The organism is Thermospira aquatica (assembly GCF_023525255.1).
Taxonomy (GTDB): Bacteria; Spirochaetota; Brevinematia; order Brevinematales; family Thermospiraceae; genus Thermospira; species Thermospira aquatica.
This window is the reverse complement of record NZ_CP073355.1, coordinates 990,749-1,014,848: the sequence shown is the minus strand read 5'-3', so window position 1 is coordinate 1,014,848 and position 24,100 is coordinate 990,749. Positions and strand designations below refer to the sequence as shown.

The 24,100-nt window shown below is 43.9% G+C and carries 19 protein-coding genes and 1 pseudogene; 9 read left to right on the top strand and 11 right to left on the bottom strand.

Features of this window, described 5'->3' with window-relative positions:
* Nucleotides 1–48: 48 nt before the first annotated feature.
* The 6 genes from KDW03_RS04825 to speA all read right to left on the bottom strand — a co-directional run bounded on the left by KDW03_RS04825 (nucleotide 49) and on the right by speA (nucleotide 7,414).
* Nucleotides 49–1,635: an O-antigen ligase family protein gene (locus KDW03_RS04825; RefSeq protein ID WP_271436258.1), complete on the bottom strand. Its 1,587-nt coding sequence runs from the start codon at nucleotides 1,633–1,635 to the stop codon at nucleotides 49–51.
* Nucleotides 1,635–2,321 carry a CdaR family protein gene (locus KDW03_RS04820; RefSeq protein WP_271436257.1) on the bottom strand — a complete coding sequence of 229 codons (687 nt, stop codon included), beginning with the start codon at nucleotides 2,319–2,321 and terminating at the stop codon, nucleotides 1,635–1,637. The genes KDW03_RS04825 and KDW03_RS04820 overlap by 1 nt, the downstream gene beginning before the upstream one ends.
* Nucleotides 2,308–3,045: a diadenylate cyclase CdaA gene (cdaA, locus tag KDW03_RS04815; RefSeq protein ID WP_271436256.1), complete on the bottom strand. Its 738-nt coding sequence runs from the start codon at nucleotides 3,043–3,045 to the stop codon at nucleotides 2,308–2,310. Before cdaA ends, KDW03_RS04820 begins: the two co-directional genes overlap by 14 nt.
* Nucleotides 3,046–3,131: 86 nt before the next feature.
* Entirely contained in the window at nucleotides 3,132–4,307 is a 1,176-nt protein-coding gene (gene nspC / locus KDW03_RS04810) for a carboxynorspermidine decarboxylase (protein ID WP_408648344.1), read from the bottom strand.
* The gene (locus KDW03_RS04805) at nucleotides 4,286–5,476 is read right to left on the bottom strand and encodes a saccharopine dehydrogenase family protein (protein WP_271436254.1); all 1,191 of its coding nucleotides are present in this window, start codon (nucleotides 5,474–5,476) and stop codon (nucleotides 4,286–4,288) included. Before KDW03_RS04805 ends, nspC begins: the two co-directional genes overlap by 22 nt.
* 15 nt (nucleotides 5,477–5,491) lie before the next feature.
* Entirely contained in the window at nucleotides 5,492–7,414 is a 1,923-nt protein-coding gene (gene speA / locus KDW03_RS04800) for a biosynthetic arginine decarboxylase (protein ID WP_271436253.1), read from the bottom strand.
* Nucleotides 7,415–7,572: 158 nt separating this feature from the next.
* Here speA and KDW03_RS04795 point away from each other — a divergent pair, with 158 nt between their 5' ends.
* The 7 genes and pseudogenes from KDW03_RS04795 (at nucleotide 7,573) to KDW03_RS04765 (ending at nucleotide 16,162) form a co-directional block, all read left to right on the top strand.
* The gene (locus KDW03_RS04795; protein WP_271436252.1) at nucleotides 7,573–7,815 is read left to right on the top strand and encodes a hypothetical protein; all 243 of its coding nucleotides are present in this window, start codon (nucleotides 7,573–7,575) and stop codon (nucleotides 7,813–7,815) included.
* A 20-nt stretch (nucleotides 7,816–7,835) separates the two neighbouring features.
* Nucleotides 7,836–9,056: an integrase catalytic domain-containing protein gene (locus KDW03_RS04790; RefSeq protein ID WP_408648357.1), complete on the top strand. Its 1,221-nt coding sequence runs from the start codon at nucleotides 7,836–7,838 to the stop codon at nucleotides 9,054–9,056.
* Between the two features lie 497 nt (nucleotides 9,057–9,553).
* Complete coding sequence (locus KDW03_RS04785) at nucleotides 9,554–10,495, top strand: integrase catalytic domain-containing protein (protein WP_408648343.1); 942 nt, start codon at nucleotides 9,554–9,556, stop codon at nucleotides 10,493–10,495.
* 281 nt (nucleotides 10,496–10,776) lie between these two features.
* Nucleotides 10,777–11,953, top strand: a pseudogene (locus tag KDW03_RS12355) (integrase catalytic domain-containing protein); the annotation flags it as partial.
* 330 nt (nucleotides 11,954–12,283) lie between these two features.
* Entirely contained in the window at nucleotides 12,284–12,676 is a 393-nt protein-coding gene (locus KDW03_RS04775; protein WP_271436250.1) for a ParB N-terminal domain-containing protein, read from the top strand.
* A gap of 6 nt (nucleotides 12,677–12,682) precedes the next feature.
* Nucleotides 12,683–14,578 carry a M1 aminopeptidase family protein gene (locus KDW03_RS04770; protein ID WP_271436249.1) on the top strand — a complete coding sequence of 632 codons (1,896 nt, stop codon included), beginning with the start codon at nucleotides 12,683–12,685 and terminating at the stop codon, nucleotides 14,576–14,578.
* 33 nt (nucleotides 14,579–14,611) lie between these two features.
* On the top strand, nucleotides 14,612–16,162 hold the full coding sequence (locus KDW03_RS04765) for a DEAD/DEAH box helicase (protein ID WP_271436248.1): 1,551 nt from the start codon (nucleotides 14,612–14,614) through the stop codon (nucleotides 16,160–16,162).
* A 43-nt stretch (nucleotides 16,163–16,205) separates the two neighbouring features.
* On the opposite strand, the gene flgF is transcribed toward KDW03_RS04765, so the two are convergent.
* Nucleotides 16,206–17,054 (bottom strand): flagellar basal-body rod protein FlgF, encoded by an 849-nt coding sequence (gene flgF, locus KDW03_RS04760; protein WP_271436247.1) that lies wholly within the window; start codon nucleotides 17,052–17,054, stop codon nucleotides 16,206–16,208.
* A gap of 94 nt (nucleotides 17,055–17,148) precedes the next feature.
* Here flgF and KDW03_RS04755 point away from each other — a divergent pair, with 94 nt between their 5' ends.
* Nucleotides 17,149–18,207 carry a metallophosphoesterase family protein gene (locus KDW03_RS04755; protein WP_271436246.1) on the top strand — a complete coding sequence of 353 codons (1,059 nt, stop codon included), beginning with the start codon at nucleotides 17,149–17,151 and terminating at the stop codon, nucleotides 18,205–18,207.
* Nucleotides 18,204–20,393, top strand: a complete 2,190-nt coding sequence (locus KDW03_RS04750; RefSeq protein ID WP_271436245.1) for an ATP-binding protein — start codon at nucleotides 18,204–18,206, stop codon at nucleotides 20,391–20,393. Before KDW03_RS04755 ends, KDW03_RS04750 begins: the two co-directional genes overlap by 4 nt.
* Here KDW03_RS04750 and KDW03_RS04745 read toward each other — a convergent pair.
* From KDW03_RS04745 to KDW03_RS04730, 4 genes are all read right to left on the bottom strand, one after another.
* Complete coding sequence (locus KDW03_RS04745) at nucleotides 20,388–20,993, bottom strand: hypothetical protein (RefSeq protein ID WP_271436244.1); 606 nt, start codon at nucleotides 20,991–20,993, stop codon at nucleotides 20,388–20,390. The two genes, KDW03_RS04750 and KDW03_RS04745, sit on opposite strands and share 6 nt — an antisense overlap.
* 10 nt (nucleotides 20,994–21,003) lie before the next feature.
* The gene (locus tag KDW03_RS04740; protein ID WP_271436243.1) at nucleotides 21,004–21,507 is read right to left on the bottom strand and encodes a hypothetical protein; all 504 of its coding nucleotides are present in this window, start codon (nucleotides 21,505–21,507) and stop codon (nucleotides 21,004–21,006) included.
* 59 nt (nucleotides 21,508–21,566) lie between these two features.
* Nucleotides 21,567–22,736 carry a hypothetical protein gene (locus KDW03_RS04735; RefSeq protein ID WP_271436242.1) on the bottom strand — a complete coding sequence of 390 codons (1,170 nt, stop codon included), beginning with the start codon at nucleotides 22,734–22,736 and terminating at the stop codon, nucleotides 21,567–21,569.
* Nucleotides 22,737–23,106: 370 nt separating this feature from the next.
* Nucleotides 23,107–23,904 carry a sigma-70 family RNA polymerase sigma factor gene (locus tag KDW03_RS04730; RefSeq protein WP_271436241.1) on the bottom strand — a complete coding sequence of 266 codons (798 nt, stop codon included), beginning with the start codon at nucleotides 23,902–23,904 and terminating at the stop codon, nucleotides 23,107–23,109.
* Between the last annotated feature and the right edge of the window lie 196 nt (nucleotides 23,905–24,100).

Below are 24,100 nucleotides of genomic sequence, written 5' to 3'. Positions count from 1 at the left end.
AATGGAACAACGGGATGTCTTTCCGGACATCCCGTTGTTTTTAAAAAATTACTCTTTCAATGATGAAGATTGGGGAAGTTTTTCTTTTTCAGAGTGCCAGCCTTCTCCAAGACCAATCCACATCCAAACCCACATTCCGAGATAAAAGGCATACAACAACATCGCATCAAAGAAAAAACTCACCCAAAGAGCATTCATTACCCCAAAGATAAAAGGGGAAAGGAAAAAACGCCTTGAAACAGAGGCCCTAAAAAGCCTTACCCAGACAAAAAACAAAAATCCATAAAACAACACAAATCCCACGATCCCTGTTTCGAGAAGAATTGCCATATATCCCTGATGAAGATAATCCGCCATAGAATAGATATCATAGTCATGTCGCTTTTCATAATAATATCGACGAAAATTCATCAGACCAATACCGGTAAGAGGAGAAGCCTCCCTATAAAAATCTTTAGCTGCCCTCATTTGATGCATCCGCTGAACATTGGTATGAAATGTAAAAGGATTTCTGGCGACAGCCGCCCATTTAGAATTTGGGGCTACCGTGACAACTAAAAGGGGCAAAAGAAGAATCGGAAGAAGAAGAACAGGAAGCACGAGATACCATCGTTTCAAGAAAAACACCTGCGTCAGAATAGCAACGGTCGCCACAACAAATCCCCCACGAGACTGGGTAAACACGAGCAGAACAAGCCCTAAAACTATCCCAAAACCAAAAAGAAGTTTCAATTTTTTTTGTTTTTCATGGAGAAAAAGCGCAAAAAGTACCGGAACCATTAATCCAAGCCAATATCCCCCTCGTGCCGCCCATTCAAAAAGAGACGAAAACTCAAAGGGATGATATGGCCAGAAAAGAAGAGGGCTCCCCCCTATCCACACACCTATATCCTGCTTTAGGTAAAACTGCTGGGTAAGTCCAATCAGTGCCACCGAGACAAAAGCAGAAACAATGGCTCTCCCAATGGCATTCCATGGAAGTTTTTCTGGATTCTCCTGTCCAAACACAAAGCCAACAAAAACATAAAGAGCAAACAAAAAAGTCGACCCCACGGCATCCATAGGAAATCGAGCAAACATTCCTGAAAAAACACCCCAGAGAAAGAAACCCACCACCAACCAATGATACCACCTCTGGCGATAGTGACTCACCGCATTCTTAAGTCCTGACAGAACTGCGACAAAAAGAAAAAAAACTGCCAGACTCCCCGACCATCCAAAGGCAAAAGCAAACACAAGAAAACGAAACATGAAAGGCATCCCTCGAGTCTGCTTGATCCAGTACGCTAAAAGAACACCCAAAAAAGCCACTACCCCTATCATCAGACTGTGGAACCATATTCCTCGTTTTTCAAAAACCCTGAGGTACGCTTTTTCTCTGATAACCCCATCCTCCGAAAGAGAAAACGCCGCAGGCTGGTTATTTTGAAGTCTTATGCTCGTTGTCCCACTCCCTTCAATGGTAAGAGTTTGGCCCCCTGGAGCAAGAGATATGGCTACATAGTCCCCCGCCGGTAACGGCTTCTCAATATCTACTTGCCGGCTCATAAGAAAAAACCATTGGTTGGAAATCCAGCTCCAGAGAACCAGTCCAACAAAAAGAAACTCTCCAAAAAGCACAAGATACTTTTTCATCATCGCTCCTCAGGAGAAGATTTTCGCACGTAAATAGTGATGGTATTATTGCTCCCATCAAGAAGTTCTATTCCTTTTGGGAGAAGAAGGGCAACATTGGTCGTATAGTCCCCCTCAAAAGATTCTAAAATAAAAGGCTCCGTCTCGATATGAGAAAGATTTGAAAGAAAATACGTCGGGCCACGTACAATAGCAGAAGCAGGACGAAACTCGATAATCTCTTTTCCCACCCCAACAGGCAAACTATTGGTAATCCTGGGAACAATGGGAAGAGAAACAACCTGAATGGCATCGACATAAACACTTGCCCTTGTTTTCTCCATCGTAATAGCCAGAGAGGGATCTATATCTTTCAAGCTGAGCTGGAGATCATTGGTATACCAACCAGGATTAGCCTCTGAGAGATCCATATACACCCGAATCTGATGGGTTTCAAGTTCTGTGACTTTGTCCTTTTTCCCCTGAATATATATCCTGGCAGTGGTATCATTCGTCTGAAGGATAACAAGCTGAGGGGGAAGATTGAGATACTGGATGGGCACATAAAACGAACGCTGGATATTTGTCTGCGTATACACAAACCACCAGAGAGCCACGGCAATTCCCAGACAGATAAGCTTGGCCTGCCAATCTTTTGAGATGGTTAACCAAAGATTTTTCCAGAAGGATTTTTTAAAGAAGATCATAAAGCTTCCTCTTCAAATTTTCGTAATCCAGATCAAACATAAGCTTGCCGTGAAGAGCAAGAGAAACCGTTCCCTTCTCTTCGGACACAATAAGGGCAATAGCATCACTCTCACTGGTGATAGCTATACCGGCCAGGTGTCTTGTTCCATACTTGAGACGCTTCACCTTCATGGCATCAATCTTTACAGCAGGTACAATCACCCGTGCAGCCAGGATTCGATCTCCTTGCACAACCACAGCCCCATCATGGAGAATGTTCCCCTTGTAAAAAATCGAAAAAAGCATCTCCTTGGAGAGTTTTGCATCAAGCGCGACAGCATCTTCCATGAGATGCCGGAGTCCGACATTTCTTTCTATAAGAATAAGAGCCCCAAGATTTTTTTGAGCCATTTCAGTAACCGTTTCTGCCAGTTCTTCAACCACATTGGAGTATTGTTTGTGAAGCATGCCACGCCCCTGTCCCACCTGAGAGAGAACACGCCGAAGTTCCGGTTGAAAAAGAATAGCCGCAAGAATCACAAAGTTTCCCACAATATACCGTAAAACCCAGGCAAGCGTTTCAAGGTGAAGAAAATCCGCCACAAGGGAAACGGTAAAAACGATCAAAAAGCCTTTCACTATACTCATTGAATTCGTATCGCGAAACAGGATATAAAGAAAGTACAGCACATACGAAACTAACAAAATATCAACAACAGAGCTCACCCATGAAAACCAGGTCATGCCTCTCTCCATTTTTTTATTTTTACTGTTTTATTGTAACGGATAAGCGAGCAAAAAAGCAAGCCTCTTTCTTTTGGCAAAAAAGGTTATAACCGTCTCTTAAAATCCCCATATCCAAAACGCTTGTGAATTTTAACCCATCCTTTCTCACTATCCATGATGGCAATATCAGGGAGTCGAATGCCGTTAAAGGTATTGGTTTTCACCATGGAATAGATAGCCATATCCGTAAAAACAAGCTTATCCCCTCGTTGCAACGGTTTATCAAAGGAATAATCGCCGATAACATCGCCCGCAAGACAGCTCACTCCTCCGAGACGGTAGGTATAGCTCTTTTCACCAGGAAGACCGCTCTCCAGAATATATGGTCGATACGGCATTTCGAGAACATCTGGCATGTGCGTAGCCGCAGAGGTATCGAGAACGGCAATATCCATACCATTATGTATCACATCCAAAACCGTGGCAACCAGATACCCCGCATTAAGGGCCACAGCCTCTCCTGGTTCAAGATACACCTCTACCCCATACTTTTTCTTAAAGTCAATAATCGTCTGACAGAGAAGATCCCTATCATAATCCTCTCGAGTGATGTGATGCCCACCCCCAAAATTAATATACGCCATCTGAGGGATAAACTCCCCAAATTTCTCTTCCACCGCATAGAGAGTACGAACAAGGGCATCAGCATTTTGTTGGCAAAGCGTATGAAAATGAAGGTAGCTTATTCCATCCAGGAGATCCGATCGAAACTCCCCCCGCACCACTCCCAAGCGGGATAAAGGCGCTGCTGGATCATAGAGAGCTACAGGAGCTTCAGAATGCTCCGGATTGATACGAATACCAAAATGTATCCCCTTTTTTCTTTTTGCCTGGAGCGCCACAGAACGAAAATGCTCCCAGAGTGTGAATGAATTGAAATCAATGTGGTTGGCATACTTCAGAAGCTCTCGAAAATCCTCATCACTGTAGGCTGCCCCATAGACATGGACCTCTTTGCCAAAATACTCTCGCCCCAAACGGGCTTCATCAACCGAACTGGCACAGGTACCATGCAAAACATCCCGTAACACATGAAATGTCGCATACGTAGAAAAGGCTTTCAAAGCAAGAATAATACGACATCCCGTCCGATCAATCACCTCTTTCAAAATCGCCACATTCGCCCGAAGACGCGCCTCATCCACAAGAAAAACTGGCGTTCTCAGTCGCTGAATATCAATATTGAGATCGCTTACTTTCAAAACGTGGTCTCTTGCCATGGAAGTCCATACTGTCCAATCTTTTCCATAAAGGGATCAGGGTCAAACTCTTCAACGTTGAAGACTCCTGCACCCTTCCACACACCTGTGAGAACCATCATCGCCCCGAGCATGGCAGGAACACCTGTCGTATAGGCAACGGCTTGTGTCCCTGTTTCCTTGTAGCTCTCTGCGTGATCACAAATGTTATAGATAAACCTGCGCTCCATCTGTCCTGAATACCCCTCTCCCTCAATCTGAACCCCTATCACCGTTTTCCCGCGGTAGTTTTCACCCAGCGAAGCAGGTTCCGGAAGAAGCGCCTTCAAAAACTCAAGAGGAACAATCTTCTTGCCCTGGAAAACTACAGGCTTGATACTGGTAAGCCCAACATTCTGGAGAACACGAAGATGGGTGAGATAGTTCTCCGAAAAGGTCATCCAGAAACGGATTCTCTCTATCTCGGGGAAATTTTTCACCAGGGATTCCAACTCTTCATGGAAAAGAAGATAACTCTCTTTAGGACCAACCCCTGGATAATCTATCGGTTTGTGCACTGACATCGGATCAATCTCTTTCCACTCACCATTCTCGTAATAGCGACCCTTCTGGGTAATTTCACGAATATTAATCTCTGGATTAAAGTTGGTAGCAAATGCTTTGCCATGATCACCAGCATTACAATCCACGATATCCACATATTTCATCTTTTTGAAATAATGTTTCTTCATGTAGGCGGTGTAAATATTCGTCATACCGGGATCAAAACCACACCCTAAAACCGCCATGATGCCCGCTTCTTTAAATTTTTCATGATACGCCCACTGCCATTTGTACTCAAACTTGGCCACATCCTTTGGTTCATAGTTTGCCGTATCAAGATAATGCGTGCGCGTAGCAAGACACGCATCCATAATAGGGAGATCCTGGTAGGGAAGAGCAACATTGATCACCATGTCGGGTTTAAACTTCTTGATAAGTTTGATCGTGTTTTTAGGTTTATCAGCATCAAGCGCAGCTGTCTGAATCTTTCGCCCGTACTGCTGATAAACACGCTCAGCTATACGATCGCATTTTGCCTTGGTACGACTGGCCAGCAGGATATCCGAAAACACCTCAGGAACCTGAGCACACTTGTGGGTTACAACCTGCCCAACGCCACCAGCCCCAATAATCATAACTCTTGCCATAGAATCTCCCTCCTTTTAGTCTTTTTCGTAATAGGTATAGCCATCAAGCCCATCCTCGAGGGCCTTGAGGATAGAGGCTCTTTCCTGCACTGTAATCCGATTCTCCGAAACAGCCTGTTCAGCCATCTCCCGAAAACGACGACGAATGTATTTTATATCGTATTCTACATAGGAGAGGACATCCGCCACCGAGTCACCCTCGATTTCAGAGACAAAATTATAACTTCCATCTTCATGAACACAGATCGTAACCACATTGGTATCCCCTAAAAGATTATGCAAATCTCCCAGCGTCTCCTGATACGCCCCTACCAGAAATACCCCAACGTAGTATTCCTCTTCCCCTCTCAGTTCGTGAAGAGGAAGGGTGAGTTTCTCCCCATGAGGATCAATAAAATGATCTAGTTTCCCGTCGCTATCACAGGTGATATCCGAAATGATAGCCTCTCTACTCGGCATGGTATCCAGACGATGCAGCGGCATCACAGGGAACACCTGATCAATCGCCCACGTGTCTGGCAATGACTGAAACACACTAAAATTGCCATAGTAGATATCGGAAAGCGCCACTTCAATACCCTCTATCTCCACGGGAATTTTCTTCATCCCTCGGGATTTTTCACTCACCTGAGAAACAATATTCCAGAAAATATTCTCCGCAAGCGCTCTCTCCCGTAAAGAAATATCCCCATGCTTAAAAAGATCTCGAATCTGATCTCGATAATAAATGGCGTCATTAATACTTTCCTGCAAATTTTTGACACTGAGTTTTTGATAGGTTTCAAAAAGATTCTGGGTAAGTTCATTAACACCGTCTGGAAGCTTCTCAGGAGGCAAAGCTGGTGTAAATCTTGTAACATCCAGAATATTAAAAATCAAAACCGAGTAATACGCAACGATAAAACGCCCGGATTCTGTTACAATGGTAGGATGCTCGATATTTTGCTCATCCACCACACTCATCACCGTCTCAATAATGTCAGCGCAGTACTCCTCAACCGTATAGTTTCGACTGGAATGATAGTTTGTCTGAGACCCATCATAATCCACCGCAAGCCCTCCACCAAAGTCTACAAACCCCATTGGCGCGCCTTCGGTGACAAGCCCCGTATACACCCGTGTAGCCTCCTGCACCGCCGAACGAATATCACGGATGTTGGGAATCTGCGATCCCACATGGTAATGCAAAAGTCTCAACCAGCTGAGGGCTCCCTCCTGCTTGAGTTTATCGACAAGTTCTACCACCTCAGGAAGACTCAAGCCAAAGATACTCCGATCCCCTCCAGACTCCGTCCAGTGACCACTGGCCTTGCTGGCAAGCTTGATCCGCACCCCAATCCATGGTTCCACTTGAAGAAGCCTGGAACGCTCAAGAATGAGATCTGCCTCACTGGGCATCTCTATAACAAAAATACAACGATACCCCAGTTTGGTTGCGTAAAGCCCAAGATCAATAAACTCACTATCCTTATAGCCATTGCAGATGATCAAGGCTTCAGGGTCCTTAATAAAAGCAAGGGCAGCCAGAAGCTCTGCCTTACTCCCCGCCTCAAAGCCATGATGATAACGACTCCCAAATTCACTGATCTCTTCAAGCACCTGTTGCTGTTGATTTACCTTAATAGGAAAAACTCCCCGATAATTCCCTTTGTACCCAAAAGCATGGATGGCCTTGCGAAAACTCTCGTGTAAAAGGGAGATCTGAGAATCAAGAATATTACTTATACGCAAAAGCACAGGAAAACTCATGCCTCTCGCACGTATCCCCCGAATAATATCCATAAGACTCACCTGAACAAGACCCTGTTTTGTCCTGTACTGGTAAATCACCTCTCCCTTGGCATTGATATCAAAATACCCGGCACTCCAGTTACGGATATTGTAGAGTTCTGCCGATTTTTCAATCGACCAGCGTTCCAACGGTTCTTTACGTACCATTCCCGCCCCTCTCATATACTCTATGAATTGGTCATTATTGTATAGCATACAGGAAAATATGTCAATTTTTCGAATTGCTTCATAATAAAAGTACTCGAAAAGGGAACGTTGCTTCAAAATAAAAAAGTACTTTAAATTTGTGTAAAATAATCCAGTTCATGGCTCGACAAGCTCGCCAACCGTGGCTCGACAAGCTCGCCAACCGTGGCTCGACAAGCTCGCCAACCGTGGCTCGACAAGCTCGCCAACCGTGGCTCGACAAGCTCGCCAACCGTGGCTCGACAAGCTCGCCAACCGTGGCTCGACAGGCTCGCCAACCGTGGCTCGACAGGCTCGCCAACCGTGGCTCGACAGGCTCGCCAACCGTGGCTCGACAGGCTCGCCAACAGGAATTGGGTTAACGAGGTCTGAAAAAAGACCTATTTACAGGGAAACGGCAAAACAATATCAAAAAGCCAGCAAAAAGGAGAAAAAGGAGATACTGGATTATTTTGTGAGGATAACAGGTTTAAAAAACCGAAACTATGCCGCCAGGCTCTTGAGGCAGCACGGAAAAACCATCTATGTAGGCAAGAAAAATTACCTTAAAGCCGACATAGCCAAAAAGGGCAAAAGACCTGGCAGAAAGAAAAAATTCGGCGAAGAGGAACTAAAACTTCTAAAAAAGGTCTGGGAAATTGAAAACTACATGTGTGGCAAACGTTTAAAGCCGATTCTCAATGAAGTTTTAGATAATCTCTTAGCAAACGGACATCTCCACGGTTCTCCACAGGCTATAGAAAACTTGCGCCATATAAGTGCTTCAAGTATTGACCGACTTTTGAAACATGAGCGTAAAAAGCTTGAGATAAAAGGACGAAAAGGCACAAAACCTGGAACGCTATTAAAGCAACAAATAGCTATACGCACGTGGGCAGAGTGGGATGAAAATTGCCCTGGGTTCATGGAGATTGATCTGGTAGCCCATGAGGGAGGAAATAGCCGGGGAGATTTTGCTCAAACATTAAATATGGTGGATGTTTGGAGCGGTTGGACAGAACTTGTGGCAATCAAAAACAAAGCTTCAAAATGGGTAAGAGAAGCCATAGAAAAAGTCCAAAGAAGACTTCCTTTTGATTTACGGGGAATTGATTCTGATACCGGTGCTGAATTTATTAATCATCCTCTGCGTGATTGGTGTGAGAAGCACCAGATAAAATTTACAAGGGGGAGAAGCTCCCGTTCCAATGATAACTGCTACGTTGAGCAGAAAAACTATTCCATAGTCCGCCAGAATGTTGGATACTTCCGCTACGATACCGACGAAGAAGTATACTTCTTGAACCAACTCTATGCGTATCTCAGGCTTTATGCCAACTTTTTTCAACCGGTTATGAAAATGACAGAGAAAAAGAGAATCGGAAGCAAGGTGCAAAAGAAGCATGATGATATTAAAACTCCCTACCAGCGGCTTTTAGAAAGCTCTTATGTAAGTGAGGCACAAAAGGAACGCCTAACAAGGCTTTATAAGGCTCTCGATTTGTTTCACCTAAGACAAAAAATTACAGCTTGCCAGAGAAAACTTTTCAGCCTTCAAAAGAAAAAGAATGTAAAAAACAAAAATTTGGAGGAAACTGTATGGAATTTTGAGTACTTTTTATGAGGCAATGATTCGATTTCGAGTACTTTTTATTTGACGCAACGGGTTTTCGAATTGCTTCATAATAAAAGTACTCGAAAAGGGAACGCTATTGCAAAATAAAAAAGTACTTTAAATTTGTGTAAAATAATCCAGTTCATGGCTCGACAAGCTCGCCAACCGTGGCTCGACAGGCTCGCCAACAGGAATTGGGTTAACGAGGTCTGAAAAAAGACCTATTTACAGGAAACGGCGAAATGATATGCTGAGCTTGTCGAAGCAGAGTATCAAAAGCCAGCAAAAGGAGAAAAGGAGATACTGGATTATTTTGTGAGGATAACAGGCCTAAAAATCGAAACTATGCCGCCAGGCTCTTGAGGCAGCACGGAAAACCATCTATGTAGGCAAGAAAAATTACCTTAAAGCCGACATAGCCAAAAGGGCAAAAGACCTGGCAGAAAGAAAAATTCGGCGAAGAGGAACTAAAACTTCTAAAAAAGGTCTGGGAAATTGAAAACTACATGTGTGGCAAACGTTTAAAGCCAATTTTAAATGAAGTTTTAGATAATCTCTTAGCAAACGGACATCTCCACGGTTCTCCACAGGCTATAGAAAACTTGCGCCATATAAGTGCTTCAAGTATTGACCGACTTTTGAAACATGAGCGTAAAAAGCTTGAGATAAAAGGACGAAAAGGCACAAAACCTGGAACGCTATTAAAGCAACAAATAGCTATACGCACGTGGGCAGAGTGGGATGAAAATTGCCCTGGGTTCATGGAGATTGATCTGGTAGCCCATGAGGGAGGAAATAGCCGGGGAGACTTTGCTCAAACATTAAATATGGTGGATGTTTGGAGCGGTTGGACAGAGCTTGTGGCAATCAAAAACAAAGCTTCAAAATGGGTAAGAGAAGCCATAGAAAAAGTCCAAAGAAGACTTCCTTTTGATTTACGGGGAATTGATTCTGATACCGGTGCTGAATTTATTAATCATCCTCTACGCGATTGGTGTGAGAAGCACCAGATAAAATTTACAAGGGGGAGAAGCTCCCGTTCCAATGATAACTGCTACGTTGAGCAGAAAAACTATTCCATAGTCCGCCAGAATGTTGGATACTTCCGCTACGATACCGAGGAAGAAGTCTACTACTTGAACCGACTCTATGCGTATCTCAGGCTTTATGCCAACTTTTTTCAACCGGTTATGAAAATGACAGAGAAAAAGAGAATCGGAAGCAAGGTGCAAAAGAAGCATGATGATATTAAAACTCCCTACCAGCGGCTTTTAGAAAGCTCTTATGTAAGTGAGGCACAAAAGGAACGCCTAACAAGGCTTTATAAGGCTCTCGATTTGTTTCACCTAAGACAAAAAATTACAGCTTGCCAGAGAAAACTTTTCAGCCTTCAAAAGAAAAAGAATGTAAAAAACAAAAATTTGGAGGAAACTGTATGGAATTTTTGAGTACTTTTTTTTATGAGGCAATGATTCGAATTTCGAGTACTTTTTTATTTGACGCAACGGGTTTTTCGAATTGCTTCATAATAAAAGTACTCGAAAAGGGAACGCTATTGCAAAATAAAAAAGTACTTTAAATTTGTGTAAAATAATCCAGTTCATGGCTCGACAAGCTCGCCAACCGTGGCTCGACAGGCTCGCCAACAGGAATTGGGTTAACGAGGTCTGAAAAAAGACCTATTTACAGGGAAACGGCGAAATGATATGCTGAGCTTGTCGAAGCAGAGTATCAAAAAGCCAGCAAAAAGGAGAAAAAGGAGATACTGGATTATTTTGTGAGGATAACAGGCCTAAAAAATCGAAACTATGCCGCCAGGCTCTTGAGGCAGCACGGAAAAACCATCTATGTAGGCAAGAAAAATTACCTTAAAGCCGACATAGCCAAAAAGGGCAAAAGACCTGGCAGAAAGAAAAAATTCGGCGAAGAGGAACTAAAACTTCTAAAAAAGGTCTGGGAAATTGAAAACTACATGTGGCAAACGTTTAAAGCCAATTTTAAATGAAGTTTTAGATAATCTCTTAGCAAACGGACATCTCCACGGTCTCCACATATTGTTATGAAAAACTCTGCGCCATAGCAAGGCTTCCAAGTATTGACCGACTTTTGAAACACATGAGCGTAAAAAGTTTTGAGATAAAAGGACGAAAAGGCACAAAACCTGGAACGCTATTAAAGCAACAAATAGCTATACGCACGTAAGCAAAGAGGATGAAATTGCCCTGGGTTCATGGAGATTGATCTGGTAGCCCATGAGGGAGGAAAAGTCAGGGAGACTTTGCTCAAACATTAAATATGGTGGATGTTTGAGCGGTTGGATTACAGCTTGTGGCAATCAAAACAAAGCTTCAAAATGGGTAAGAGAAGCCATAGAAAAAGTCCAGAAGACTTCCTTTTGATTTACGGGGAATTGATTCTGATACCGCGCTGAATTTATTAATCATCCCTACGCGATTGGTGTGAGAAGCACCAGATAAAATTTACAAGGGGAGAAGCTCCCGTTCCAATGATAACTGCTACGTTGAGCAGAAAACTATTCCATAGTCCGCCAGAATGTTGGATACTTCCGCTACGATACCGAGGAAGAAGTCTACTACTTGAACCGACTCTATGCGTATCTCAGGCTTTATGCCAACTTTTTCAACCGTTATGAAAATGACAGAGAAAAAGAGAATCGGAAGCAAGGTGCAAAAGAAGCATGATGATATTAAAACTCCCTACCAGCGGCTTTTAGAAAGCTCTTTAAGTGAGGTGACAAAAAGGAACGCCTAACAAGGCTTTATAAGGCTCTCGATTTGTTTCACCTAAGACAAAAAATTACAGCTTGCCAGAGAAAACTTTTCAGCCTTCAAAAGAAAAAGAATGTAAAAAACAAAAATTTGGAGGAAACTGTATGGAATTTTTGAGTACTTTTTTTTTATGAGGCAATGATTCGAATTTCGAGTACTTTTTTATTTGACGCAACGGGTTTTTTGTAATGTATACAAAAATATCTTTCAGAATCCCTCTTTATCCTCTCTGGAAGTTGTTCACTCAGGCAAAATGTTGTTACCATCCCATGAAATATCCTGGATATTTCGTTAAAATCACAAGCAAAACACATCCGCAGTCTAATCCAAATATATAGGACAAAAGATATTCATTCTCTTGAATACCAACCTCTTCATTAAATTGACTTTTTCCTCACGTATAGTTATACTAAATACGGAGAATTTTCCATGGAGGTGTTGCCCAACATGAAAGTGAAGATGGCAGATATTATTGTCAAAGAACGTATAAGAAAAGACCTGGGAGACATTGAATCCCTCAAGCACAGCATCCAGAAACATGGGCTTCTTTCCCCCATCATTATTACTCCAAAAAATGAGCTTCTCGCGGGTTATCGACGCTACACGGTAGCCAAAATGCTCGGATGGCAGGAGATAGAAGCGGTAATTTATACCCCTCGAGATAAGGTTGATGAACTTGAAATTGAGATAGAAGAAAACATGACAAGAAAGGATTTCACTCCCGAAGAAGTTATGTTCGCCATAGAAAAGAAACAAATCCTTCTTGAAAAAAATCCCTTTGTCCGTTTCTGGAACTGGCTCAAACAACTCTGGAAAAAGCTCTTTGGCAAGGAGAAATAAAATATATTGAGAAACATGACTTTTTGGTTTATCGTGTTTATAGTTCTGGGATTTCTCACCGGGTGTGATGAATTTGCACTTAAAAAAACTGCCACCATTTTGCAGGTTTCGGGAACGATAACGTATGAACCAGATATCCCCCAGCTTTCTCTTGCACTTTCCTACGAAATGATGAATTATCGTCCTTCTTCAATCAGAGAGGTGTACCTCTATTGCCACGAAAACGTAGTTATCGAATCTCTCAAAGAGGGTGATATCTCACTTCGCGTAGAACAGGGTATCCCCATTGGAATGTCCGTCAGGGTCTATCGTGTCCGAGTCTCCGAATGGCTCCCGGGAACACGTCGGGTGTTTTCCATGAAGGCACACATCAAAGGGAAAGAAGAGAGTCAGGGATTTTTTCTCTCAAGTGAAGGGGTTTTTCTTGAAAGCAGCAAGGTGTGGATCCCTATTAGTTTCGATGAGATCCCCGCTTTTCGGTATCAACTCACTGTCCAGGTTCCCGCAGGGTATGAAACTATTATGGGAGGAAGAGTTGTAAGCGAGTCCCCCTCAGAACAATTTTCTACCTCCCTGTGGCGTTCTCAATCCACCAATCTGTTATTTTCTGGAAATCTCATTATAGGGAAGTTTCAAAAAGTAGGCGAAAAAGACATGTATCTCTATCTTCCCCAAAAATTCTCTCCTCTGCAAGAAAAAAGGCTCTCCCTTCTTCTCGATTTGCTCAAAGAAGGCAAAAACATCCTCTCAAAATATATCGGAGAATACCCCTTTGACGTACGTGTGGTTTTTTTACCCAAAGATATCACCCCCCTCGAACCCTGGACAGATGGGCTCTTTTTAGGTAATATTCTCCTTTTTGAGGAATCTTTAGCGTTTTCTCTTACCAACGTCTCGCGTTCGGTTCTCGATACGATTGTACTCTCTGAGACAAGCTGGCTTTATCTTGTCAAAACAATCCTTCATGAAATGTCACATTCCTACCTCGGCTATGACCTGCGCTGGGAAAGAGAAGAGACCCTTCCTATCGAAAGCCTCACAGAAACAACAAGCCTCAAGCTCCTCGAATGGCTAAGCCCAGAAACCTATAAACTCGCTATCAATCGTGCTCTCTATGATTGGAATAATTTAAAACTCATTGCTCAAACCCCTCAACAGCTTTACCTGTATAGAAATCTCTTGCTCGCCACCACGCTCTCTCCAAAGACATATTTCAAGCTCATTCGGGGTTTACGAGGCCGCTACCTCTACAGCAAACTTGACGAGAATGTTCTTTTTCAAACCCTTCTTGACCATGGTGAAACCAACCTCTCTTTTCTCTCGGGAAACTTGTGGAACACCGTACCGGAGTGGAACATCTCTCTTGTTTCTACAAACACGGGTATTTCGATCTCCCATACCTACCCTTTCACCCTTTCTGTCGATCTTTTCCTGGAAGACAAACACAGCTCAATAACCAATATCCCTCTCGAGATTGAAAATTCCCTGGTGTATCCTGTTTCGATGCGAAATTTTCCTTCCTTCTGGCTGGATGGCAGTCTTCTCTGGCTTGATCATACCCCAGGAGACACAATACTCTCCCAACCTTGGGCAAGTATTGTGTCTAATCTCACCCTCTATTATGCTGGTGAAACCAATATCGGACTGGATATTCAAGTCACCCCCTCTGACAAAAAGCTTCGTTCTCCCCAGGAAGATAGATTTCTCTCCCTTGTAGCGTTTTCCTCTTTAGACATCATATACCACAAACATGAAAAAAAAGAAAACAAGGTATTTCTCTATGCTTACAAAAAAAGTAAAGAGAGACTGTGTTCGTATGCTGTTTTTGTTTTTACTCAAGATACAAAAAAATGGAAATGGGAAGGTGTCTATGACCCCTCCATTCCCTATCAAATACCCTAAAAAGAAATACTCATACTTTTAAGGAAGGTATACATGTTGTTTCATGAACTCAACATCTCAGAGGCTGTTTCCAAAGCCATCCATGACATGGGCTTTATCGAACCCTCTCCCATTCAGAAGGAAGCCATCCCTCTTCTTCTCGATGGTCACAATGTCTTTGGTCAGGCTCAGACCGGTACAGGGAAAACGGCAGCTTTTGGTATTCCCATGGTGGAGAAAATCGAGGATAAACGTACCACTCAGGGACTCGTCCTGGTCCCCACCCGAGAGTTAGCCATCCAGGTCTCTGGAGAGCTGCAGAGAATCGCTCAGTACAAAAAATGGATGGTAATCCTCCCCATCTATGGGGGACAATCCATTGAGCGCCAGATTCGCTCCCTTTCCCGGGGGATTCATATCGTAGTTGGAACACCGGGACGCGTTCTTGATCATATAGCGAGGGGAACACTTCATCTCGACAAAGTATCATTTTGCACTCTTGATGAGGCTGATGTGATGCTTGACATGGGATTCATCGATGATGTCCGGGAGATCCTTAGCCGCATCCCACCATCAGCTCAAAAGGCACTCTTCTCTGCAACGCTTTCTCCCCAGATCAAGGCACTTATTCAAGACTTTGTAGACAACCCAAGGTTTGTTACCATCCCTCACAAAGAACTCACTGTGCCCAATATCTCCCAGTTCTACTACGAGGTTCGGGAATCTGAAAAACCACAAGCCCTGACCAGGGTAATCGACTACTACAATCCCAACCAAACCGTGGTTTTTGTCAATACCAAAATACGTGTCGAGGAGCTCAAAGAAAAACTCCACGCCGCTGGTTATGAGGTAGAAGCTCTCCATGGGGATATGAAACAAACCCAGCGAGAGTTTGTTATGAAACGTTTCCGCGCTCAACATTTCGATATTCTTTTGGCCACCGATGTTGCTGCACGAGGGCTTGATATTGAAAACATTGATCTTGTGGTAAATTACGATCTCCCTCAGGATGAAGAATACTACGTCCATCGCATTGGGAGGACAGCGCGAGCAGGAAGAGAAGGGACCGCCGTGACATTCGTTACCCTTCGGGAGATCAAACGTCTCAAAGATATCGAACGCTATATCAAGACAAAGATCGAAAGAAAACGTCTTCCCTCTCTTGAAGATATTGAAAAAATTCAGACAAGGGCAGTTCTTGACGAGATTGCCACGGTTATTGAGGAGGGTGGACTCGAAAAGTATCTCGATATTCTCAGCGAAGGTCTCTCTGAATATGAATCACCAGAAATTGCCGCCGCACTGCTCAAAATGCTCATGGGAGAAACAGAACAAAAAGAAACCCCATCGTTCGATTCCCCCCAAACCGTAAGACTTTTTCTCACGCTTGGCAGAGAATCTATCGATATTCGAAATCTTCTCGCATGGATTTCAGACAACACAGGCATACGCAGTCAGGAACTTGGCCGCATCACGATGAGGGAGAGTTTTTCCTTTGTTGATGTTCCCCGTGAAAGGCTGGACGATTTCCTGGCAGGACTTGACAGAAAAAAATACAAAGGGAAAACCGTCCGCGTTGAAATAGCACGAGAAAAAGAAAAATAAAAAAACGGCGAGGCTACCCCAGCCGTTCATGTATCCAGATGGCTTATGCTAGACCCCTACCAACCTGTCCCACAGCTTTTGCCAGTGTCTCATCAGCTGTCTGGATGCTCTTTTGATTTGCCTCATAGAGACGATTGATCTCAATCATCCGCACCATCTCTACCACTGGATCCACGTTGGACTTTTCAAGCGCTCCCTGAATCACCTTTGGCCTTTTCCCTTCAGGAATAATGGTGGCAGGACCGGAAAAATCTGTTTCTTTGTACCAGGTATAGCCTTCTTTGGCAAGATACCGCCTCTCAGGAAAATCCACAATCTTGAGTCTATCCACCAGGGCCATATTCTTCCATTCATTGCCAGCCTTGTCAACAAAATCCTCTGGAGCGTAATCCAGGTTGACATAGACATTCCCATCTTGATCGATCTTGAAATTGTTTCTCGCAAGGCGAATAAATCCTTTCTCCCCCATTACCCTGTTTCCGTGTTTGTCCACAAGATACCCATCAACAGAGATATTAAAATTTCCATTGCGAGTGTATCGCTCTCCCTGTTCAGTCATCACCGTAAAAAATCCATCTCCTTCCAAAGCGAGGTCAAAATCATTCTCTGTCTCGAGGAGACTCCCCTGTTCAAAACGGATATAGCTTTCATTAAACTCCACTCCCGTCCCCAGCTTGCCTACCACAGGAGCAAGATCGTAACTCCCCAGGGGGAACTTCACCACCCCATCATCATTGATACGACGAATAAGCATCTCAGGAAATGCCTTGGTCACACTCGTTTCTCGCTTATAGCCGTCTGTATTGACATTGGCCAGATTGTTGGCCACCGTGTTCATTTCTTCCATGGTTACCATCATGCCCGAGGCACCGGTAAATATTGAGCGAACCATACGTTCCTCCTTTCTCCCTTGTTTAGTGTATCGGAAAAAAATCTTTTTCCTTAATGTTTGACAAAAATTCTCTCCCCTTCCTATAATATTCTTTATGAAAATTGCTTTGATTTCTGACCTTCATCTCTCTTTTCAACTCCCATGGACAAAAACTGTCTGGGAGAGTTTTCTTACTCATGTCGAAAAAAAAGGCATTTCCACCATCGTTATCGGAGGAGATCTTTTCGATAGCATTGATGATGCCTACCAACTGCGAACCTGGTTTGCCTCTTCTCTCGAAAAGACCCCCATAAGCCGTGTCCTCTGGATAGCGGGAAACCATGACCTCACCAATCCCCTCACCACCACCCAATCCTATCAGCTCGAGGACCTCTCTTTTGGCGACAAGATAGAGATTTCGCTTGTTCCCGATCTGTACCTGGAAGACGATCTGGAAATCCTCACCTATCCCTATCCAAAAAATCCAAAAGAACAAAACGACGCATTTTCCCCCGTGATACTTGCTGAAAAGTTTCCCCCACCTACCCATAGACGCATTGCCGTTGGTCATGTTGCCCTCTCCAGCTGGCTCAACGTAGAAGAAAACGACAATCTCATTATCCCCATCCAGTTTGCTTCAATGCTCTCTTGTGATCGAGTGTTTCTCGGTCATATCCATCAACACAAGTCCAGGGACGCCTACCAAACCCTCGGTTCTGCCCGTGTATGGAGAAAAGGAGAAAAAGACCCGCATGGCTACTGGATCTACGATTCCACAACCGACACCATAGATTTTTTCCCCCTCAAAGAGGGAAGAACCTACGAGGAAACAGAGGTTTTTGTCTTCTATGACACGCTGGATGAAAAAAACCATCCCGCCGTGGACGAATTCACCTGGCTTCACATCACCCTTCACGGCGTTGTGCAAAACGACGAACAAAAAGAAGCCGTTAAAAAAAACCTCCGTGCTTCTTACCCCAAAGCCTGTGAGATTAGCTTTGACGATCAGGATCTCCACCTTGCCTCTGCCCTTGCTACCCATCCTCTCTGGCAAACGTTCTTCTCTACATGGGAAAAACACTACGAAAAGGCTCCTGAGACAGAAAAAACCTCCTGGCTTCTTGCAAGACAGATCTTTGTGAGAGAATTTCTCAAAACAGGGGGCAAACTGTGATTAAAAAGCTCAAGCTTGAGGCATTTGGCAGATTTCACAACACAAGCTTTCCTATGACACAAACCACCGTCTTTTTTGGCCCCAACGAGTCAGGGAAAACAACCATCTTTGATGCGATTGCGATTGCCCTATGCGCCCCTACAAAAGGCAAAAAATCCTCCGAATGGGAAGCAATCCATAAGCGGTATGAGGGATTTCTCCCGCCTGAAATCGAAACAACTGCACGAGTTTCTCTTGACTACGGGAAATTTTTCAATTTTTTTGCCATTCGTTCCGGTGAAAGCTCTATCGAGTTTGAAGAGGAAAAAAACTGGCTCTCTGACATGCGCTCACGGCTTTTTTCGGGAGGATACGATATCACCCGCCTCTCGACAAGATTTACAAACCTTGTAGAATCCCGCCAAAAAGATGCTTACCCCCGCCTTATCGCCGAATGTGAACAAGAGCTTCAGCGCTATCAACAGGAAATAAAACAACTCACCGATGAGGCACAGCGCTATAAAAACTCCCTCGAGCTTCTTCAAAAGACCGAGGCTACCCTTAAAGAGATCACCTCCACCCTTGAAGAAAAGCTCTCCCGGCGCAAAAAACTGCAAACAGAACTCGAACATCTTGAACAAAAGCTCGAAGCGAGTAACATCCAGCACTGGATAAAGCTCTACGAAAAGTATGAATCCATCCGTGATGACATTGCCCGGCATTATGCAGGATTAGAAGAAAACGAAATCCTCTCCCTCGAAAACAAGGCAAAAGAGATAGAAAAAACGAGAACCACCCTTCAACAGGACATTGCCATCCTCGCCCGTAAACAAAGCACCCTTCAAATCCTTCTTTCCCAGATAGCCCATATCAACGAGGAAATCCATACACGAGAAAGAGAGCAAAAGAAAAAAAACACCCTTGCTTTTTTCCTTTCTCTCACATCCGGTCTGTTTGGACTGTTGGCTATTGCATCAGCCACCATAGTATTTTTTCTCTCACGTATCCCCTGGTATATAGGGATAATTACCGGAAGTGTCTTTTTCTTTATGGGCATTTTGACACTCTTTGGAAGTTTTCTCGTGAAAAAAGATACTCTCACCACCCCCCTTCGCTCAGAGATAGAAAACGCCTATCAGGAGGCCCTCCGGGAGAATCTCATCTTTTCCCGCCCTTCCAATTGGGAAAACTTCTGCCAGGATATAGCCAAACTTCAGGAATCCTTTTCTGCCCTTTTTCGGGAAAAACAACAAAGTCTGGAAAATCTTAAAAAAACAGAGGAAGAGTTTCAAACATCCTACCAGCGTTTCTGTTTCGAACACAATGTCAGCTCCCTTGCCGTCGCCCGAGAAAGACTCGATGAACTCAAACAAAAAAACTCAGAAATGAACACGATCCTTCACGCCCTTGAGACACACCCCCTCCGTGACAAAAGCCACACCCTCGAAGAACAATACCACCACTTCAAAACTCGTTTAGAAAACCTCTCTCCAACCGACCTTGATTCGGCAAAAAATGCCCAGCAGCAAAAAGTTGCTCTCAAAAACCAACTTGTATCCCTTGAAGACGAAATCCAAAAACTCGAAGCCAAAAAACAACAGCTCTCCGAAAACCGGGTTCAAATTCGCACAGAACTTCTTGCTATGGAAACAGCCATGCAAGCCTACGCAGCCAAAAAAACCGAAGCCCAGAGACTCGAAAAGAGAAAAGAAATCCTCTCTCAGGAAAAACAAGCCTGTGAAAAGATCCTTGCCATCTTCTCGGAGATCGAAAACAAACAGGCAAGTGTCTTTACGATCCTTGCCGAGGAGGTGAAAAAGGAATTCGGAGACATTTTCCCGCCTTTTAAGGAGATTGAAATCCAGGCATTCTCCGAGGAAGCGATCCGTATCCCTGATGCTACCGCTACCAGGCGCCCTCTCAAATACCTCTCCCGTGGCACACAGGATCTTTTTTATCTTGCCCTGCGTCTTTTTCTCGGAAGAAAGATGTGGGATGACCCCAACACGCCAGGACTTTTCCTCTTGGATGAGCCCTTTGCCGCTCTCGATGAAAATCGCACTCAAATCGCTTTAAAGATCCTGCAACACTTCCAGAATCTCTACCACTGGCAGTACATCATCCTCACCAAGGATGAAAACCTTGTCAACCTCTTTAAAACCTGGCCTGAGGTGACCATCCACACACTCTCTCGTTCCCTCTTATAACCGGAGAGTATAGTACGAGACCCCTACTTTGGTTTCCCCATCCAGCCCATGAAAAACGCCAAGGATGATTTTTTCCCCTGCTTTATCATGGAAAAAATCTATTGCCTCGATGTACCCTTTGTCCTCCGGGGTCTCAAGCGTTTTTGCGGAGAGTTCCCGTAGCCCTGTAGATGTGTCCTGATACATCTTCACCACAATCTTCCGAGGTTCGGTAACATACGCCACTACCACAAGATCTTCATACACCACGACATTGAGAGCCTGGAATTTATCCACACAGAAGTATAATGCCCCTCCTCGCCACTCTCCCTGAATAAAACTATAAAGCCTCGATATCCCTGCAGAAATACTCACAAAAACATACACCCGCTCCCCCCGCCTTATACCATAACTTATGAAAGGAGTTATCGTCAAGCGAAGAGATGGTATACCGGAATCTCCCCCATTCTCGTCGAGAAAGAAAAGCTCGGGCACCCCCGCCATATTTGTCCCTACCCCCACCAGAGACTTTCCCTTCTCCTCAGAAAAAACCCCAAAAATGGTATCAATAGGTCCCCCTCCATTCCAAAATACATTACCTCCAGGCGAAGTAAAGAGCACTTCATTTTCTTCATACACCACTTTTTCGGAAAGAAAAACCCATGGTCCCCCCGAAATAGCATCTGTACTCCAGCTTCCCGTTTGGAGGTTGGTGATAAATAAAAAAATAACTAGGAATATCACTGTTTGTCACACCCCTCAAAATCACCTCCTTTTGATCAGAGGAAACATCAATATGAATATCGTTATAAGGGTTAAAATGAGGAAAACTCCCTATCGCCTGCACCCCGTCCGATGGAAGACTATGAAGCCATAATTTTCCAGCAATAGAGGATAAAAAAGACAACACAAACCCAGGCTGATCATTGTCAAGAACCCTATACACCTGGATAAAAACAGCAGGGTCCGGCTCCATACTATAGCCCGTGTCTCCCACCCATGTCCACTGCCACTGTTGCTGAACGAGTCCCTCGAGACTCAACCTCGACAAAGGCCCAAGAAAAAGTGAACACCCCATGAACCCAAAAACGATAAAAAGAAACCCTATCAGAAAAATCCCTTTCTTTTTTCTCATACCCACCTCCTACAAACGAATGGTTATCCCTATGAGAGGATAGATCTCATCACGGAGAACTACCCCCCCCCACAGACCTCCATCTCCAACGACTGGAGCCACGATGGCATCCAGCGAAATCCCCACCTGAACGAAGATGTCCCTCCAAGCGAAATAAGCGGCCATCCCTTATTGTAAAAAACAAACATGGGCCATACCCCTGTGAGTTCGGTCACTGAGAGATACATCCCCATATTCCAGAGACTCTCCTCTCGGGGAAAAAGACGAAACTGGACCATCCCCTGCGCACCAGCCGTATGGAGATAAATCATCTCCCCTTCTCCAAGAAACATCTGGGGTGTATAGCCGAGGTAAAAATCGGCCATGAGGTTTCGCCACGAGAAAAACATCCCACCCCACGCCAGACTCATCTGTCCAAAACGTAACGAGGGCCCCCATGTTATCCCGCCACCAACAGCAGGGGCACGGTAGGCTGATCGGGGCACACGATTGGTATTGGTTTTTAAGTCAATCACCTCTACCCATTCCTCGTAATGGTAGGTAAGATCATAGACATAAGCCTCCCGGATGGTAAAAGTATTGGTATACACAAGCTTAAGACCCTCGGGAGTTTTTGTCCCGATCATGACCGGATAAACGAGACCGGCAATCGCGTTCTCCATCGTAAGAGAGGATGTCTCATACTCTACATTCCCCACGACAATAACAGCATCCTTGAGAGTAGTTTTCACCCGTAGGGAACCAAACCCCAGACGTTTCCCGGTGAGGCTTTCTGCCAGAACAAGTCCCACCTCATCCAGGGCATCAAAAATCTCACGCCCACTGGTCGCAGGTATTTTCTCCTCTCGAACCAGACGTTTCTCTAAAGCATTCCACACGCTGAGATTTATCACAAATATCCCTCTTTTCGATCCAGGCGTATAGGTCAATTCCACCACCTCGGTTATCCCCCAGTTAGTAGCGTTTTCTCTTGCCAGAGCAGGAGAAACCTCAGAAGGAATATTGGTAAAACCCAAGCCCGTGAGATATTCTTTTATGTTTTCCCGGGTAAGAACCGTATAGTTCTTAATGAGTTTGATCACATTGGTCAGGGTAAGATCCATCACTATCAAATCCCCTTCTGACACATTCGCCACTCTATCCGCACGATAAAAATACAAAACAGCTTGATTCTGAGCGAAAACCATCGAAAAAAGAAAAAACGAAAGAAAAAGAATCGCCCTCCACATACACCCCTCCATCCGTACCTTTTACCCTTATATACGGAAAAAAGAACCAACAACTGAAAAGAAATATAAAAATAAATGAAAAAACTTTTTACGAAGCGCCCCTCAAAAGAAAAAAAATCACAGTTTCCCACGAGAGACTTTTCCTGAGAAGATTTTTCCCTGAAAAACCTATCGAGCCATTCTCCCACTATTCGCTTATTTCACTTTTCTGTGACAGAAAGGGTCCAAAACGTATCCGCCAAGTAAAAATCCTGTGAGGAATCTTCCCTCAAGAGATCCCAAGATTTAAAATAACAACAATCATGAAATCACCTCTCCTTTACATATCCTGCAAATTGAAAATCTTCGTACCAACAAATAAAACTACACCCTATGCAAGGTAGGCACGAAGAAAAGAATACTTATCCTGAAGCATCGAAAGAATCCGACGCTCCTTTTGCCGAACACCCTCCACACTCATATGAAACCTCCTAGCCAGATCCCCGAGCGTACATCTTTCCCCATCCTCCAAGCCATAGCGCATCTTAATAAGATCCCGTGAATGCTCATCCAGATCCTTTATAACCTCCTGAAGTGTTTCAGAAAGACATTCCCTCTCCACTTTCTCTTCGAGATCTTCTCCATCAGGGATATCATCCAGATCAAACGTCACTCCTTCAGACATCTGGGGATAATATGCCCTGAGCTCCTCTGCCGCCTCAAACAGAGAAATATCCATCATTTTCGCAAGTTCCAGAGCAGAGGGTAGACGACTCATGGAAAGAAAAAAAGACTCAATATGACGATGAATATCACGTTTTTTGTCCTGCATGCGATGAGAAATCTTTTCAATTTGTTTGTTTTCACAGAGGAATCTCCAGATAGCCTGTCTAATCCAGTAGGCTGCATAACTCGAAAATCGAATATTTCTCTCAGGATCAAACCGCTCAACACTCTTCATGAGCCCCTCATTACCGCTCTGGATGAGATCCATCACAGAAAACTTTCCATAGTTCATTTCTTTTGCTATTTTTACCACCAATCGCAGATTTGAGGTAATGAGTTTCTCTTTTGCCTTCTCATCTCCATTTTGAACTCGTATCGCCAGTTCTCTCTCTTCCTCGGCAGTTAAGAGGGGATAACGACAGATCTCTTTGACATATTGTTTTAAAATATTCGCCCTTTGCATATCGGCCCTCCGTTTTTCTTTTTCATTAAAAAATTTGCAAGAAACATGCCAAAAATAAACAATTTCTATCTCTATCAATTAAAAGGAAATAGAATATTCAAAAATACTGAACAAAAAACCCTTTGTGTATTTTTGTATACATAAAAAGACACTTGTATACAAAAATATATCACAGGGATTATTTTGTATACAAAAA

Excerpts from the sequence above, each read along its gene's own strand:
- KDW03_RS04755 (WP_271436246.1), top strand. The coding sequence starts at position 17,149 with ATGAAAATTGCTTTGATTTCTGACCTTCATCTCTCTTTTCAACTCCCA.
- KDW03_RS04795 (WP_271436252.1), top strand. The coding sequence starts at position 7,573 with ATGGCTCGACAAGCTCGCCAACCGTGGCTCGACAAGCTCGCCAACCGT.
- nspC (WP_408648344.1), bottom strand. The coding sequence starts at position 4,307 with ATGGCAAGAGACCACGTTTTGAAAGTAAGCGATCTCAATATTGATATT.
- flgF (WP_271436247.1), bottom strand. The coding sequence starts at position 17,054 with ATGGTTCGCTCAATATTTACCGGTGCCTCGGGCATGATGGTAACCATG.
- KDW03_RS04735 (WP_271436242.1), bottom strand. The coding sequence starts at position 22,736 with ATGTGGAGGGCGATTCTTTTTCTTTCGTTTTTTCTTTTTTCGATGGTT.
- KDW03_RS04730 (WP_271436241.1), bottom strand. The coding sequence starts at position 23,904 with ATGCAAAGGGCGAATATTTTAAAACAATATGTCAAAGAGATCTGTCGT.
- KDW03_RS04825 (WP_271436258.1), bottom strand. The coding sequence starts at position 1,635 with ATGAAAAAGTATCTTGTGCTTTTTGGAGAGTTTCTTTTTGTTGGACTG.
- speA (WP_271436253.1), bottom strand. The coding sequence starts at position 7,414 with ATGGTACGTAAAGAACCGTTGGAACGCTGGTCGATTGAAAAATCGGCA.
- KDW03_RS04775 (WP_271436250.1), top strand. The coding sequence starts at position 12,284 with ATGAAAGTGAAGATGGCAGATATTATTGTCAAAGAACGTATAAGAAAA.
- KDW03_RS04785 (WP_408648343.1), top strand. The coding sequence starts at position 9,554 with ATGTGTGGCAAACGTTTAAAGCCAATTTTAAATGAAGTTTTAGATAAT.
- cdaA (WP_271436256.1), bottom strand. The coding sequence starts at position 3,045 with ATGACCTGGTTTTCATGGGTGAGCTCTGTTGTTGATATTTTGTTAGTT.
- KDW03_RS04765 (WP_271436248.1), top strand. The coding sequence starts at position 14,612 with ATGTTGTTTCATGAACTCAACATCTCAGAGGCTGTTTCCAAAGCCATC.
- KDW03_RS04820 (WP_271436257.1), bottom strand. The coding sequence starts at position 2,321 with ATGATCTTCTTTAAAAAATCCTTCTGGAAAAATCTTTGGTTAACCATC.
- KDW03_RS04805 (WP_271436254.1), bottom strand. The coding sequence starts at position 5,476 with ATGGCAAGAGTTATGATTATTGGGGCTGGTGGCGTTGGGCAGGTTGTA.
- KDW03_RS04740 (WP_271436243.1), bottom strand. The coding sequence starts at position 21,507 with ATGAGAAAAAAGAAAGGGATTTTTCTGATAGGGTTTCTTTTTATCGTT.